The organism is Microcoleus sp. Pol7_B2, from assembly GCF_036701035.1.
Lineage (GTDB): Bacteria > Cyanobacteriota > Cyanobacteriia > Cyanobacteriales > Microcoleaceae > Microcoleus.
This window is the reverse complement of record NZ_JAUBQB010000017.1, coordinates 1-14,950: the sequence shown is the minus strand read 5'-3', so window position 1 is coordinate 14,950 and position 14,950 is coordinate 1. Positions and strand designations below refer to the sequence as shown.

Sequence of the window (14,950 nt, the reverse complement as noted above, 5' to 3'; positions counted from 1 at the left end):
CCTTCTTCCTTCGCGTCCTTTGCGTCTTCGCGGTTCGTTTAATTTCTTAATTTTTCAGGCGATAAAGCGATCGCCACCAAGTCTTCGATTTTCTTAATATTCGGATCGCCTGCCAAATAACCAATCCCTCGGTGCAAGTGCAGGCGAAATTGTTTGGCTAGAGTTTCTTTTTCTGTGCCTAAATTGTCTTGGTGACAGCGCTGCTTGAGGGCCATTATCAAGATATCGGCCATGTCGCCGCCGAAGACATCCCAGCTTAATTCGACGTTGCTGTCGCTGGGAATTGGTACTGGGGATGGGATGCTGGGTTCGGCGAGCGATCGGCAAAATCCCCACCTGCATAGAATATTCCACTGATCGATTTTGGTCGATCGTTTCAGTTTTGATAGTTGGTCTTTGCCTGTTTGGGATAGGCGGATGCGATCGACTGGTGGTTCCATAGGTTGATAATTTTGTTACCGCCGATGAGGGCAGATGAACACGGATGAACGCAGATAATATCATGAGATTGTATCTGCGGTTTAGAAATTATTGACTATTCGTTGAATTGCAACTTTAGGGTTGCCGAAGTTGATGAGCAAGCAGACGGTTAGTTTTGTAGCTTTTATGACATTTAGACACTGTGCCATTTCTCTTTCCCCCAGTGATTTGATAGCTTTGAGTTCTACAAGCACGGATCTTTCCACCAACACATCTGGTACGAATTTCCCAACGATTATATCTTCATAATGGACATAAATGACAAACTGAGGTTCAACCAGCATTCCTGTTTTGCGAAGTTCATAAACCAAAGAATTCTGATAAACTTGCTCCAAAAATCCACAACCTAAAGTATTTCCTACCTTAAAAGCACAACCAATAATTTTTTCCGTAATCCCATTCAATTCCAATCTGCGTTCATCCGTGTTCATCTGCCCTCATCTGCGGTTAAAAACCTCCCACATCCAAAACTATACCAAAAATTCCCATGCCATCCAATCCAATCTGCGTTCATCCGTGTTCATCTGCCCTCATCTGCGGTTCATTCCCAGAAGTAACCTTTTTCGACGGTGGTTTGGTGTTTGGCGGAGTCGTATTTGAGGAGGTAGCTGTGGGCGATCGCCTCTAATTCTTGGAGTTTTTCGTATTCTACTTTTCTAATTTCGGTGTCGGTAGAAAGCAGGATGACTTGGTGGCTGGCCGAGGGGAAATAGCGTTCGACTAGGTTGTTTCTGTGGGAGGAGTCGAGGCGGCCCAAGGGAGTGTCGATCGCCACTGGCAATTGTCTCCCGGATACTCGGGCTAATCCCCACAAAAAGGCGATCGCCAGCAATTGTTTTTCCCCGGCTGAAAGTCGGTGTTTGGGTACCGGTTTGCCTTCTGGATCGTAAATGGAGAGGCTAAATGTTTGAGTGTCGATCGCAACTCTGTGCACGAGGTCGGTTTTGTGCAACAGGTAGCGGAAACAGTCGGTAATTTCTATTTCGAGTTTGTTGAGTTTTTTGAGAGTGAGTTTTTCTTTAAAGAGTTTCAGGGTGGCTTGGGCTTTGGCGATGGAGGCGATGACGTGTTGGCTGTTTCTGATGGTGATGAATTCGCTGCTGTAGCTTTCTAGTTCTTTTTGGTTTTTGGCTAATTCTCTCTCTAATTCATCGACGCGGCGGTTGGCTGATTCACAGGCTGCGGCTGCGATAGCGACTGCTTTTTGGGCTTTCCTGACTTCTTCTTCTAGTTTTTCGTAGGCTTCGGGGGAAGCGGCGGCTGCGAGTTCTCTGTCGGTGAAGTCGATTTCGGATTCAATGTTTTTGATTTCTTCTATTTGGTCGCGGGCTAGAATTTGCTGGGCTTTGATTTGGTAGCTAAGAAGGTTTTCTAGTTGCTGGATGCTGTTGTTGTCGGCGTTCATCCAGGGCGGAACGTCTGTTGCGGCTTGCTGTTCGAGTTCTTGGTTTTCTTGGCGGATGAAGTCTTGAATTTTATCTAGCTGTTGGGGATTTAACGAGATTTCCGCGATATAGTTGAGAAGGCGATCGCTTCTTTGTTTGATGACATTTTGGGCAATTTTTGCTTGCTGCTGGCTGGCTTCTGTTTCTGCTTGAATTTTTGCTTCACTTAGCAAGGGGGAAATTAGGGCGAGTGGTAGCGTATTTGACGCCAATTCCATCATGGCTTGACGGGTTTTTTCTGCCTTATTTCTGTAGTCATTTAGCTTGCTGTCTAGCTGACTGCGATCAGCGGCAATTTTTCCACCTTCATAAATAAACTTTTCTGATGCTTGTTGCTGATTTTTTTGAGCTTTATCTAACTCGTTTTTAAAGCTGGCTTGTTCTTGCTTAGCTGAGTCTATTTCCTCACTAATTTTCTTAAAAGTTTGTTCGATTTTCTCTAAAGCAGCCAAGTCTTTTTTGCCAGCAATTTCTTTCCGCTTGCGGCCGGCTAATATTTCTAAATCGACGGCGAGGCGTTCTGCTAATTCTAAACCTAAAAGAGATTTAATTGCTCCGACGACAAACTCTGGCGGTGTTTCGAGTTCGGCGAGTTCTTTTACTTGTTCGCCGTCAAACAAAAATAGGTTGGATATTCCGACGGGCAAAAGGGTTTCGATGTATTCGTCCCAGGTGTTAGTAATTGCTTTGTCTGACCACCAATCGCTGACAATTTTGCTGTATATGAGAATGCTTAAGTTATCTTTGATATCTGGTTTTTTCCAGTATCTAACTATTTTGAATTGAGCTAATTTGTCATCTTGGACTTGTTCAAATGTTAGTTCGACGCGGGTATCTTCTAATGGGGGAGTGTGGCGGTTGACGCATTGATTGAGAAAGTCGCTGTAGCTTAAATTGCCTCTGGTGGAACATTGGGCTCGGCCACCGTAGAGGGCGAGGCGAATGGCGTCCATGAGGGTGGTTTTGCCACCGCCATTCATGCCGCCAAATAGGATAACTGGGCAGGGATTTCCGTCTTTTTCGGGGCGGAGATTGATGGTTTGAGTCCCTGCATAGGGGCCGAAGTTTTTGAGGACGAGTTCGAGGAATTGCATTGTAGATGTTGTCGGTGGTTGCTTATTTTTTTGGTAGGTACGTCAGCGATTGGGCTATCCATTATGTCGAGAATAATGATAGCTGACGCACCTTACGCAGGGGAAATTTTGATTTAACGGATTTAATCTTGGCTATTTTTCTCTCCTACATCGGGAGTAGAATATTTGATGTCTGCCCAAGATAGCTGTCTGCTTTGATTGCTGTTGCTTTCGAGTTCTTCTTTAAGTTTGGCAATATCAACGGTATCGTTTTTGGCGGAACTGTTGGTTTGGGTTATCGCATCTTTGAATTGCTGAATGTTTTCGGTCGGATTTGCTTTAATATCTTCCACCGCTTTTTTTAAATTGCGTTGATAGTGGGCGTTGCCAATCGCTTCTTCCTTCGATCGCGAACTGGTTTCAAAGCATTTGTCCAAATCGGCGTAAATGCCTGTACGGCGGGGTTTCGTGTAGTATTGGCGTTCTGTATCCAGGAGTTTTGCCATCAATTCGAGGTGCATTTTATCCTCGCTGCAAATCTCTTCGATCGCAGTCCATTCATCGCTACCGAGGAGTTTTCTTTCGGCGGCGGGACGGGAATCTTCAAAAGGTTCGCCCGTGACTTCTTCGTAAATCCGGGGTAAAGAATCGTCGAATTCGTGCTTTTCTTCCAGCCAAATGCGGCGGATTTCGCTCAGTTCTTCTGGGGTAATTAAGGTGATGTCGCGCATTTCTAGGGGGGCGGTTTTGCGGATTTGGGTTTGTGCTTCCAAGACTCGTCTCAGCCAGTGTTCTCGCCAGAATTTGGTGTAGGGCCCTGGGATGGGTTCGACGGAGGTTGTGTCGTCGCCCATGTTGCGTTCAAACAGTTCTACTCTACCGTAGATGCGTCGGAAGTCTCTTTTTGGGCGATCGTCTTTTATGTCTAATTCGTTGCGAATATCGAGGAGAGGCTGCATCCATTCTTTTTCCTCATCGTTTTGAATCATTGCCTCCATAGATTTGTCTTGGCTTACCATTGTGCAAACCCAGCAGCCAAAGCGAGAACTGCCGCAGCTAGGTGTAGACGTATCGACAACTAAAGGACATTCATTGTCTGCTGTTGCGCCTCGATACATGGTAAATAAATCTTTATTGCTATTTTCCCAAGGATTAGGCCACTGATTCAGATAAATCCAAACTTCATCAGTTCGCCAATCTTCTATCGGACTATAAATTAGGGAATTAGGCAGACTAGGACTCTGATAAAGCATAGATTTAATGGAACTAGATTTATCATTTAGACGGTCACTCATGCGACCTATTTCATGTTTCTCCATTGAAACAGCGCGTTTAATGCTTTCAGCTTTGCGAGTACCCAATATCAGAATCACTTCTCCATTGATTCTCACCATATCACGAACAAACCGATTAGAAGGAAGGATTTTCAGGCGTTCAGTACACCAGCGAAATCCATGTCTGGGTGCTGGGTAGCCTTTTCCCATCAAGTTTACCCAGAAAGTATCTTTGACATCTGGATAAAGCATATGAGGCTCTATTGGGAGCTGCTGCTTTATAGCCGCAGACTTCATCTGTTTTAATGACTGACGTACCCAAGTAGAAACTATCGGGTTCTCTACCAGTGTATCTGTGGTAATTACATAAATTTTTTTCGTCCTTTTTTCAGGTGGTAATTCTGCTATTGCATACCAGATAAGCTGCACTACCGCAGTGCTGTCTTTTCCGCCGGAATATCCTAAAACCCAAGGTATATCATCTAAACAATATAACTCTTTAATTTCTTTACTTAATTTTTCGATTTCTGCCACTAACTCACTAACACTACGGGGGGGAAAGAGTGGTATTTTCATTGTTTCTGTCATGTCTTTAACCTCAGTTACTTAATTAAGCTCTAAATACATTCAGCCGATGCCATTCTAGCGATTCAAGTCTTGGTAAATCTTGGTCTGAAGCCGGCAGGAGAATAGTTTCACTATGAAAATCTTTCATACATCTGGCATTGGGGGATTCCTCTTCTAAGTCATCAGCGACGATAATTCTGTAATTATCATCTATAGCAAACCAACCCTGGTCAAAAGCCCAATGATGATTTTTACACAATGATATCCCATTATTAATTTGATTATCATAAAACTTTGAAAACGGCTTAATGTGTGAGCCATCTACAATATTTTGAGTTATATTTCTCATGACTTTCAATCGACAAAATGCACACTTGTAATCATAGGTATGTACTACTGCTTTCCTGAAAAAAGCATTTCTAACAGCAGATTTGGTTAAATAAAATTTTGGTTGTCCGTCCGAAAATCCGGCTGATTCTGATAGTTCTCTTTCTGTCTCACTAACTTTTTCAAAGTCTTGATTAACTTGCAAAATATCTCCAAGATCGTCCATCTTTAATGAAAACCATGTCGCAATCAGTGTATCTATTAATTCCGATCTAGAATTTTGGTCTTGAAGTAAATCGAATAATTCATTATCCCAACTAGCGTATTCTACAGCTTCTCTTAGCTTGTTAGTTGTTTTAGGCTTTGAACCATTAAATCCAGATTTTAATGTTTTATGCCAGAAACCATCGCCTTCCAAATGCCAAAATGGATAGTACAAACCACGATTGTGAGATTCAGAACCTAAGATATCCCAATATTTGTTAAATGTTTTAATCAAGTCGTCTGAAACATAAATTTGATTATCTCTAATTATTCCTTGAGCAATTAGATCGATGATTGATAATAGTAATATTGGCTTATGATTAGCTTTACCACGTTGGCGTGTATTACTTACATTAAGAGCGGCAAAACGTTGTCGATAGTATGCTAAATTCTTATTTTCGGACTCTTCTCCTGTAGTCATTTCCTCCTCCCGCTATGATTAAATACAATCCGACCTAAAATTTTACACTCTTTTCAACAAAAAGTTAAGCGCCGCAAGGCACAACCATAACGCAGAAACTAGACAATTTAAGCAGTGTCATCAGACTTAAAAGTAATTTTCTAGCCTAAACTGGTGATAATGATATCACTATCCGCGTTCATCCGCGTGCATCTGCGGTTAAAAAAATCATATCTCCCACCCCAAATCAAATATGTCCTACAGCGACTTCAAAAGCATCGACCAAGCCGTCTCAACCCTGGATCTAACCGTTGAAGACATTCCCCACTTATTCAGCCAAATCACCCCGATCGCACCTTCAGAACGCCTCACACAAACCCTAGACGAAACCTTAGACTTAGCCTCAAGTATCAGCACAGAAAAAGCTCGCTCGGAATTAATCATCACTCCCATTTTACTCGAAATACGGCGCACTTTCAACAACAAAATCGGCTATTTTTCCGGCAACACATTTAACGTAGAAGAGAGCAAAGGATTAACCGGGGCTTGTGACTTTCTCCTCAGCGCATCGAGCAATCAATCATTAGTTACAGCCCCAGTCTTGACATTGGTGGAAGCAAAAGACAACGATATTAGAATAGGGTTGGGACAGTGTGCGGCTCAGATGGCAGCAGCTCAAATATTTAAGGCCCGCAAAGGACAAGAACAATCCGCAATTTATGGAGCAGTTTCAACTGGTACAAACTGGAAATTCCTAATTCTAGAAAATCAGTTGTTAAAAATTGATTTGACTGAATATTTTATTACTCAGCTAGACCAAATATTGGGCATTCTTGCAGAACCATTCAGACGCTATTTTAATTAGCCTAGTTTTTGGTGGCATTTGGGCGCTGCTGGGCTGCATCTGCTGTTCCCAAACCCAACCGCTTTTTCAAATAATCAGTCATCCAACTAACACTCGCCCTCGACTTAGAAATCCCCCCTTTCAACAAAATCCCACCCTCCCAATCAGGATTAGAAATCGACCAATCAACCTGCTGCAAAAGGCTCAAACGTTCCTCCCAACTCTCAGGAAAAACCGATCGCAAAGCCGCCCCAACTTCCCCCAAACTCTCAAGCACAACACTGTGACAGTGCACGCAATCCCGGCGCATTTCCCCCGCCGCCACTTGCTTGTGCAGAACTAATTGCCAATCAGGAATAAAATTGCTAACTGCATTCCAATAACTAACCGCCAGTTGTATTTTTTGAGCGAGTTCTTCCTCTTTCTGTTCTTTTTTGGTGCGAGAACCAGAGGGTTTTGCCTGTTCGCTGCCGTGAATATTAGATAGCAAAGCCATAATAGCACGATCGATCGCACTCAGCGCAAACAATTTGTGCGATCGCCCGTTCAAACTCCCCCTCTCCATCTCAGTCAAACACCGGAAAACCTCAACCTGCTTAACAACAGCCTTCACCACAAAAGCGCGATCGTCCCGGTGGTTGTAAAGTACACTTAGCGACGCCTCCAAAGGAACCTGAAAATTATTCAAATCAGCAAACATCTGCTGCGATTTTTCCAACCCAATATCGAGAAACAAAATCAGCGCCACCGTCTCATATCCCAACTGCGGATTTTCCCTCAAAGCCATCTCAAAAGCCGCGCGCCGATGCTGTCCGTCATTAATAGTAAACTTAGCATCCATCGGCACCCGCAAGCGACCGATTTTCCTTTCCTCCGCCTCATTTCCCACTGCTTCAAAAGTAATATCCGCATCAATCGAAGCAGCAATAGCCCCACAAGTATAATTTGTAGGATTCTTAACAAAATAATCAGCAATTTCGGGAATCCTAGCTTTGTTAAGCGCGCGTTTCGCCCGCATAGACGGCGGCAACTCTTCAGATTCAAAGGGAAACAATTTCGGCAAAAAACGCACCGGACACATCGACACGTAATATTCGCGGCCCGCTTGAATTCCCCGGATGACCGGCAAAATGTATTCAAAAGAAGGAATAGACATATTTTTTTGTGAAACCGCAGATACACGCCAACTTTCTGCAGATGAATAACTCTTATCTGCGTCTATCTGCGTTCATCTGCGGTTTAAATAAATAAATCCTTGACATCGTGCAATAAATATGGTAATAAGTCTGGACACAGTTCCCCGACAACTCAAGTATTTCACAAAACTTTTTAAAAAACAATACTTGACAGAGAATTTAACCGATGATATTTTAAAAAAAATAGCATACTTATATAAAAACCGCCAATGACTACCAACCCAGCGGATGACCTCGCTAGCAAAATTTTAGAAAAAGAAAATAGCGACAGACAGGAAATCGCACTTTTATTAGATAATTATTTAGGAAAGGACGATCGCATTTTCGTCCAAAAAACCCAGATGGGAAACAGCGAAGCATACATCGGTTCAGTCACCCTAGAATGGTTAGACTCTCGCGTCCGTTTCGCCTCCCAAATGCCACTTTTCCGCCAAAAATTCGACCTCCAAACCAACAACATCGTCCGCGACGACGAAACCATTGACGAAATTATCCAGCGTCCCTTAGATTGGTCGCGCCAAGCCACCCTCACTCAATACTTAGCCGCCCGAAAATCGCACAAATTCCCCGCAGTTTTAGTAGTCGTCAGTCCCCCGTGGGTAGATAATCCTCTAGCCGAGGAATGGGATAAAAATGGCGTAGCAACCAAATCCGCAACTGAATTTACATCCTTTGATAAAAACGAGAACTTAGGGCTTTTGAATGTTTCTAAAGAAGTCTCAATTTTTGCCTTAGACGGCCAGCATCGGCTGATGGGAGTTCAAGGTTTAATGAGTTTAATTAAAACCGGAATCCTGCAAAGATACAACAAAAATAAAAAACCTGTCGGCGCTGCAATTACTCTGGAAGATTTAGCAGAAGAGTATCAAATCGACCCCGAAACAGTGTATAAATTAGCTCACGAAAAAATCGGAATTGAGTTTATCCCGGCGGCGGTAGCGGGGGAAACGCGACAGCAAGCACAACGGCGCGTGCGATCGATCTTTGTGCACGTTAACCTAATGGCGGTAACGCTGAGTCAGGGACAGCTAGCATTATTGAACGAGGATAACGGATTTGCGATCGCAGCCCGAAAAATTGCCGTCACCCATCCCTTATTAAAAGAACAAGATGACAGAAACCCCCGCGTCAATTGGGACAGCGCCACAGTCGCAGCAAAATCAACTGTCTTAACCACATTGCAAGCGCTGCAAGATATGTCCGAACGGTATTTAGAATACAAATTCCCTCATTGGAAGCCGGAACGAAAAGGTTTAATTCCCATGCGTCCCGAAGATGAAGAACTAAAAGAGGGCATTGAAGAGTTTAAAAAATTGTTCGATCATTTAGCAACTTTGCCCAGCTATCAAAGAATTGAAAGCGGCGAAGAAACTGCAGAATTGCGCCGATTTAGTTTTGAAAAGCCACCGGGCGAGGGAAATATTTTGTTCCGTCCAGTCGGTCAAATTGCTTTAGCTAATGCTTTGGGAATTCTAGTATTTAGGAAGAAACTTTCCCTGAAATCTATTTTCGACAAACTCCGCAGATTCGATGTCGATGAAGGATTTAGCCACATGGACAATCCTGAGTCTGCCTGGTACGGGATTTTGTACGATCCGAACAAAAAGCGAATGCTAGTTTCTGGAAAAGATTTAGCGACGAAGTTAATTGTATATTTGGTGGGGGGAATTCAGGACGATATGGAGCGAGCTCATTTGCGGCAAGCGGTGGCGGAAGCGAGGACTTTTGAGGATAAAGCTATTAGTTTTAACGGCCGATTTGTGCAGCCGCAAGAGGTAGGATTGCCGCCGGTGCTGACTTGATTTGGTCACCGCTTCGGAACTACAGGCGGGACGCCCGTGCCACGATGCAGGCAGATGTTTTTTCACGATCGCCCTGCATCTGCGGTTTGTAAATCGCTGAGGCAGCGAGCGTATTTTCTAACGAATGTTTCAATTGATGTGGGGCGATCGCTAAAATTTTCGCACAGAACATCAAAACCGCCGTGAGCGTATTGATTCATTATCTTAATGCCTTCATTAGACAAATCGGAAGGCGAGTTAGGATCGACTAACTCTGCGACTCGGCGGTAAACAGCATCTCGCTCATCTAAATCTATTCCTAAATAAGCTAGATCGGCATGAATTAAAAGTCCGACTAACCGCCGCCCGCGATCGCGGAAGTCACCCGGAAAGTTTTCTACTAAAGAATCTACTTCTTCAGAAGTCATTTGAGTATTTCTGCGTCCCGAAGCGAAACCGGCCATCAAACAAAGATAGTAGAAGTCAAACAAAATTGGATAATGGGTGGATATATCCTTAAACCACCTGCGAGCATCTTTACGCAATTGAAAGTCCATGTTTACAACTCCTCATCGAGATCGAACCGTTCAAAAAAGTCATTTCCGTTCACCATGACTCCATCAACAGTTTCTTTGATGCGATCGCGCGGTACATTCTGCAAAAGCGCATTCATTCTAGAGGTTTTCCGAAAAATAGTGAGATACTGCACTGGCTGGTTGGCCTCCCGATGCAAAACATTAACAAAACTTTGGCGTTCGCTGGAGATAGTAAAGGCGACAAACTGAGCGGACAAAGAGGGAATGAGGCCCGCTACTTCGGGACGGACTTTGAGATCGAGGGCACCGGCCGGACTATCAACAATAAAGGGCAATTGGTGCTCGCTGCGGTTAAAAAGAGTCGCTAGAAAAGCATAGCTAACAGATAAGGTTTGACCGACACTCGCACCGCCTTGTCCCCGCAGTTGCAGTGAGTCTTGAATGTCTTCTAAAAAAACTGGATCTCTCGATAGCAGTTGCGCGATGCGCTGGTTGGTTTCTTCAAGAATCAACTTTCGCAGGTATTCTCTTGCTTGCAGACGCGCTTCGGCAAGAATGCGCCTAGCAATTTCTGTTTTGGATTTGAGGTTTAAGGTTTCGGTGGCTTCAGCGACTTCATATTCTGCTTTTTCAATGAGTTTATCTAATTCTTTGAGGGAGTCTGTATCTTCGCTAGGTTTGGTGTGGGGCGATCGCTCAATTTCTTTCAAACGTTCCGTACAACTGCGAAGTTCTTCTTTGAGATTTTCGAGATATTGCTTTTTCTCCTCTAGTTCCGAGTCGCCTTGTGCAAAACGTGTTTGTTCGATCGCGCTCATTCTTGTTTTGAGGTAGTCTCGATCGGCAATTTGATTTCCTAAGTTTGCTAACTGTTCCTGAAGTTCTTGATATGGAACTTCGGGTTCGTCGCTGCAATGAATGGCAATATCTGATTTAATGCTATTTAAAACCCCGACTTCATCGTCGGCTAGATAGTTTTTAGCGCGATCGCGCACCGCAGAGCGAGTCACCTCATTCATTCTGCGACCGCACACGCATTCTTCAGCTTGCGCTAACTCCTCAAAAAACTCTTTTGAAGTCGAAGTTGGTAATTTCAGCCGATCTAAATTCGCTTTTAAGTCCTTGAGGGCTTCTCCAAACTTAGGAAGCAGTCTTTCGGGGCTTCGCATTTTATCGATCGCCTTTGCAACCTCTATAGCAATAATTTTCTCTTTATTCTCTAAATCTACTTTGATTTTTTGCAACTGAGAGCCGATATTTTTATCCTTGCTGAAGGCGGTTTCATAGTCTGTTTCTGCTGACTGTATTTCTAAGTTAAGTCGCGATTTGTGAAGCTGAAGTTTTTCTTTTTCGAGCTTAATTCTTTTTCGCTTTTCTTGCAATCCTTTTAATCTATTTCGGCGGCGACTCAAACCTTGAGTAGATTTAGCTGTAGCCGATTCCGCGTGTTTTTCCCAATTTTCATGAAACGCCTTAGCCACTTGCTCCAACAAAGATAGTTGAAAGAGAGAATCAATTGCACTGCGAGCTCGTGTCTGTTTGGAATCTAGTAAATTACTAGCTAGTTCGCCGTCAAAAACAAACAGGTTAACAAATTCTGGATTGAGAAATTTCATCAGCATTGGAGGCGGAAAAAACCCCTCCCTAATTCCAGTTCCGTAGCTGGTTCTGTATTCAACTTTACCGCGATCGAAATTGAGATTCAGCTCAAACGTCAGCGGGTTGTTATTCACAGCTATTTTGACAACAAACTGACCGGATTTTGCCGATTCGCCGCTGCGTCGAAGTTCGCGGATTTTTTCGGTATTCCACTCTTTTGCAGAGCCGGATAGTGCAGCACGCAGCATCGTTAATGTAGTTGTTTTACCAGTACCGTTAGGCATCTGCACTAATGTTACTGGATAGGGTAAAAGATGATTGTCAGGAAGGCAAAGATTCACCTCATGGTCGGGGCATCTTAAACCAGAAGCCGACCATCCTAAAAGCGTAAATTGTCGGCTCATTCTAATTCCTCCTCTTCATCTTGACCGCCGTCTACTTTAATGGCATCTAATATTGTTGCCATGCAAGCTTTAATGTCATCTGGATTTGACAAAGTAGCACTTCCTTCTGATAGATGCGCCAGCCATAGCATCATTCTCTCAGCCACTTTTGGCGGTTGATTGTGGTTGTTAACCGCTTCATAAACGGCCTCGTAAATTTTTTTGTCTATTGCCATCGTTAATCAGCCTCGGCTCTAATTTTAGATAAACTGGTTAGCCACTGTTTGCGCAATTGATCAGTATTTAACTCCTCTGTATTTTCATCCTGAACTCGAACAAAGTCAACAACTACAGCTCGTTTATTGGGGTTAGTTGGATCGCGCCGCAAACAGCGCCCCATTCTCTGAACTGTTTCTAATTTAGACCGCGCTGATGAAAATAAAACCACTGAACGGAGAGACTGAATATCAATTCCTTGAGAAATGCGATGGCAGGTTACTAAACAAGAAATTTTACCTTGAGCGAAATCAACCAAGTTTTTAGTGTCATCTTCTGCATAATAGGTATGATAATCGTATCGGTAACGGTGAATGTGAGACAAGACTAATTCGCCGTATTGGCGGTCTTCTACAAACACAATACATCTGTCTAAAATTTCTGGACGATCCAAGAGAAACCTTTCAAAATAAGGCACTTTGGAGCGAGAAGTTTTATAAACTCTTGCTAAAGCCGTCCAAAACTCCTCATTAGACATGGGTTTACCTTCTGATTTTCGAGCTGCTTTTCTGCTGTAGACATTCTTGATGCGCTGTCGGTCTTCTTCCGATAATTCATACTCAATTGGATAGTAATCAAATTCACATAAAACTCCGCTCCGAATCGCATCCTCTAAAGTAAACTGGTAAATGACAGCACCGACATTTTTTTCAATAAATTCTGTTCCTTCGCGATCGTATTCTCGCTCTGGAGTTGCACTGAGGCCCAGTCGATAAGCAATCCCGTCAGATAGTCCGTCTAAGTCTTCAATATTGGCGGGACTTCCCAAGCCGTGAACTTCATCGTGAATTATGAGCAACCGTTTTCTGGTGGGGTTGTTGAGCGATCGCAGCACGTTGCGCAGTGCGTTTCGCGACACTACCAACACGCTATTTTTGGGGTCTAGATCGTACTCATCTTTTTGGCAATAATCCCCATAATGCTGAAGGACGCGAAACTGGGGGTTTAAATTGCTAGCCACGCTGTACAACTGTTTAACCCATTGGTTGAGTAAATCGGTTCCAATTGTAGTAATTATGGCAGATTCAATCGCTTGTGCTGTAGTTAATTCCTGCAAAATATTCAAAGCAGTGCGCGTTTTTCCGGTTCCTGTTGCCATTTCCAGAATGCCGCAGCGATGCTGCAAGAAAGCTTGAACGGCTAGTGTTTGATGTCCCCACAAATCATTTCTTTTTGAGGAGTTCACTTGGTAATTTGTCTTATCTTCAGAGACCGAAAATTTAGGTTTGTATGGCAATCCGGGTTCCAGTGCGGGAGGTCGATCGGGACACAGCCGCAAGAGCGATCGCGCCGCCGCTTCGGGAAACTCCATTACCTCCACATTCGGCGTCTCGTTTTTCCACAATTTCTGAAAATTTTCGGCTTTTGTTAAGGCCCGTTCTCTAACTCCCGGATGCCAAGAACAAAAGACATCAACGCATTCAAAATTATCAATTAAAGCAGTTGAGCTTTCGTTGGCAGAACCCGTGAAAGCAACGATATTGTTTTCGGTATCGGCAAATATCCCTAATTTTTCGTGATAAATTCCCTGGCGGCGAATCTCTTTAGTAACAGCTAGTTTTATTTCGAGGATGTTTTGACTCAATAACCAAGCCAAACAAGCCCAGCGATCTCGAACAATTCCCTCAAATTCTTTATCTAATTCTCGCAGAACAGCACTGACAATAACTTCTTCTTTTTGTCGCATTCCTTGCAGGATCGCCTCCGCATCTTCTGGGGACAAATGTGGAGAAGCCACGAGCTGCATCTTGCCCCCCACTCGAATCAATGCTGTCAGTCCTTTGGCGGCGGCTGCCATCGAAGTGCTGGAGAAAAAACCAACGGCTCGCTTGTAGACTGTAGCTTTTTCCAAACAAGGAATGTAAAATTCTTGGATTAGATCGCAGCGATCGCTCCGGTACTCATCTTGAATCGCTAAATCTCTCAAGCTCAACGCCGCACCCTCCAAATCCCCGCTAATTTTTCTAGTATAAACTAATTCTCGTTATCTAGCCGCTGTCAATAAAATAAGTTCTGCTCCTACAGGCAAATGATCGGACTCGGTTGCCTCCAAAACCGAACTCGATTTAGCACCCCAATGCTTGGAATACCAAATATAATCAATCCGGAAAACGGGATAATTTAATCTCCAATTCGACATTTTTACCAAGAATTTAAGTTCCCAACCGCGAGGCCAGGTAAAACCAAACCCAAATCCAGATTTTCGGAAAGAATCTTGCATGACTTTCTGCACCCTGTCATAATCTTGGGTTTCGTCTGTCATATTAAAATCGCCTGCGACAATTACTGGCAGAGTTTCTCGCTCAACTCGCTGCAGTAAGTCTTGAATTTCAGGCGAACGTTTGTCATATTTGTAAACTGGAATTTTGAAAAAACGCCATTTTTTAGAGAGTTTCAACCACGGCCCGGTAGCTTGCATATTATAAATCAATACGGTTCAGTTAAGGCTCAAACCCTGGTAAATTAGGTATTGTTTCCAAAAATGGAGAGTAAGTTAGCGTGCAT

The 14,950-nt window shown here is 43.6% G+C and carries 13 protein-coding genes; 2 read left to right on the top strand and 11 right to left on the bottom strand.

The window, feature by feature from the left end; translation table 11 throughout:
- Positions 1 to 38: 38 nt before the first annotated feature.
- From dndE to QUA57_RS09365, 5 genes are all read right to left on the bottom strand, one after another.
- Positions 39 to 440: a DNA sulfur modification protein DndE gene (gene dndE / locus QUA57_RS09385; protein WP_015179042.1), complete on the bottom strand. Its 402-nt coding sequence runs from the start codon at positions 438 to 440 to the stop codon at positions 39 to 41.
- Between the two features lie 81 nt (positions 441 to 521).
- On the bottom strand, positions 522 to 911 hold the full coding sequence (locus tag QUA57_RS09380) for a GxxExxY protein (protein ID WP_333060505.1): 390 nt from the start codon (positions 909 to 911) through the stop codon (positions 522 to 524).
- Positions 912 to 1,021: 110 nt separating this feature from the next.
- Positions 1,022 to 3,019: a DNA sulfur modification protein DndD gene (gene dndD / locus QUA57_RS09375; protein WP_333060504.1), complete on the bottom strand. Its 1,998-nt coding sequence runs from the start codon at positions 3,017 to 3,019 to the stop codon at positions 1,022 to 1,024.
- 122 nt (positions 3,020 to 3,141) lie between these two features.
- On the bottom strand, positions 3,142 to 4,860 hold the full coding sequence (gene dndC, locus QUA57_RS09370) for a DNA phosphorothioation system sulfurtransferase DndC (protein ID WP_333060503.1): 1,719 nt from the start codon (positions 4,858 to 4,860) through the stop codon (positions 3,142 to 3,144).
- Between the two features lie 22 nt (positions 4,861 to 4,882).
- Positions 4,883 to 5,851 carry an HNH endonuclease gene (locus QUA57_RS09365; RefSeq protein ID WP_333060502.1) on the bottom strand — a complete coding sequence of 323 codons (969 nt, stop codon included), beginning with the start codon at positions 5,849 to 5,851 and terminating at the stop codon, positions 4,883 to 4,885.
- Positions 5,852 to 6,083: 232 nt separating this feature from the next.
- Between QUA57_RS09365 and QUA57_RS09360 the strand changes: the two genes are divergently transcribed.
- Entirely contained in the window at positions 6,084 to 6,695 is a 612-nt protein-coding gene (locus QUA57_RS09360) for a hypothetical protein (protein ID WP_333060501.1), read from the top strand.
- 1 nt (position 6,696) lies between these two features.
- Here the strand turns inward: QUA57_RS09360 and dndB are convergent, their stop codons facing one another.
- Complete coding sequence (dndB, locus tag QUA57_RS09355) at positions 6,697 to 7,830, bottom strand: DNA sulfur modification protein DndB (protein WP_333060500.1); 1,134 nt, start codon at positions 7,828 to 7,830, stop codon at positions 6,697 to 6,699.
- 249 nt (positions 7,831 to 8,079) lie between these two features.
- Between dndB and QUA57_RS09350 the strand changes: the two genes are divergently transcribed.
- Positions 8,080 to 9,672 carry a DGQHR domain-containing protein gene (locus QUA57_RS09350; RefSeq protein ID WP_333060499.1) on the top strand — a complete coding sequence of 531 codons (1,593 nt, stop codon included), beginning with the start codon at positions 8,080 to 8,082 and terminating at the stop codon, positions 9,670 to 9,672.
- 62 nt (positions 9,673 to 9,734) lie between these two features.
- Here the strand turns inward: QUA57_RS09350 and QUA57_RS09345 are convergent, their stop codons facing one another.
- Genes QUA57_RS09345 through QUA57_RS09325 form a run of 5 tightly spaced genes read right to left on the bottom strand, consistent with a single transcriptional unit; the run spans position 9,735 to position 14,864 of the window.
- Entirely contained in the window at positions 9,735 to 10,208 is a 474-nt protein-coding gene (locus tag QUA57_RS09345; RefSeq protein WP_333060498.1) for a hypothetical protein, read from the bottom strand.
- A gap of 2 nt (positions 10,209 to 10,210) precedes the next feature.
- The gene (locus QUA57_RS09340; protein ID WP_333060497.1) at positions 10,211 to 12,190 is read right to left on the bottom strand and encodes a hypothetical protein; all 1,980 of its coding nucleotides are present in this window, start codon (positions 12,188 to 12,190) and stop codon (positions 10,211 to 10,213) included.
- A complete protein-coding gene (locus QUA57_RS09335) occupies positions 12,187 to 12,405 on the bottom strand; it encodes a hypothetical protein (protein ID WP_333060496.1) in 219 nt (72 codons plus the stop codon). The genes QUA57_RS09340 and QUA57_RS09335 overlap by 4 nt, the downstream gene beginning before the upstream one ends.
- 2 nt (positions 12,406 to 12,407) lie before the next feature.
- A complete protein-coding gene (locus QUA57_RS09330; RefSeq protein WP_333060495.1) occupies positions 12,408 to 14,378 on the bottom strand; it encodes a DEAD/DEAH box helicase family protein in 1,971 nt (656 codons plus the stop codon).
- A 51-nt stretch (positions 14,379 to 14,429) separates the two neighbouring features.
- Entirely contained in the window at positions 14,430 to 14,864 is a 435-nt protein-coding gene (locus tag QUA57_RS09325; protein WP_333060494.1) for an endonuclease/exonuclease/phosphatase family protein, read from the bottom strand.
- Positions 14,865 to 14,950: the final 86 nt, after the last annotated feature.

Excerpts from the sequence above, each read along its gene's own strand:
- dndE (WP_015179042.1), bottom strand. The coding sequence starts at position 440 with ATGGAACCACCAGTCGATCGCATCCGCCTATCCCAAACAGGCAAAGAC.
- QUA57_RS09380 (WP_333060505.1), bottom strand. The coding sequence starts at position 911 with ATGAACACGGATGAACGCAGATTGGAATTGAATGGGATTACGGAAAAA.
- dndD (WP_333060504.1), bottom strand. The coding sequence starts at position 3,019 with ATGCAATTCCTCGAACTCGTCCTCAAAAACTTCGGCCCCTATGCAGGG.
- dndC (WP_333060503.1), bottom strand. The coding sequence starts at position 4,860 with ATGACAGAAACAATGAAAATACCACTCTTTCCCCCCCGTAGTGTTAGT.
- QUA57_RS09365 (WP_333060502.1), bottom strand. The coding sequence starts at position 5,851 with ATGACTACAGGAGAAGAGTCCGAAAATAAGAATTTAGCATACTATCGA.
- QUA57_RS09360 (WP_333060501.1), top strand. The coding sequence starts at position 6,084 with ATGTCCTACAGCGACTTCAAAAGCATCGACCAAGCCGTCTCAACCCTG.
- dndB (WP_333060500.1), bottom strand. The coding sequence starts at position 7,830 with ATGTCTATTCCTTCTTTTGAATACATTTTGCCGGTCATCCGGGGAATT.
- QUA57_RS09350 (WP_333060499.1), top strand. The coding sequence starts at position 8,080 with ATGACTACCAACCCAGCGGATGACCTCGCTAGCAAAATTTTAGAAAAA.
- QUA57_RS09345 (WP_333060498.1), bottom strand. The coding sequence starts at position 10,208 with ATGGACTTTCAATTGCGTAAAGATGCTCGCAGGTGGTTTAAGGATATA.
- QUA57_RS09340 (WP_333060497.1), bottom strand. The coding sequence starts at position 12,190 with ATGAGCCGACAATTTACGCTTTTAGGATGGTCGGCTTCTGGTTTAAGA.
- QUA57_RS09335 (WP_333060496.1), bottom strand. The coding sequence starts at position 12,405 with ATGGCAATAGACAAAAAAATTTACGAGGCCGTTTATGAAGCGGTTAAC.
- QUA57_RS09325 (WP_333060494.1), bottom strand. The coding sequence starts at position 14,864 with ATGCAAGCTACCGGGCCGTGGTTGAAACTCTCTAAAAAATGGCGTTTT.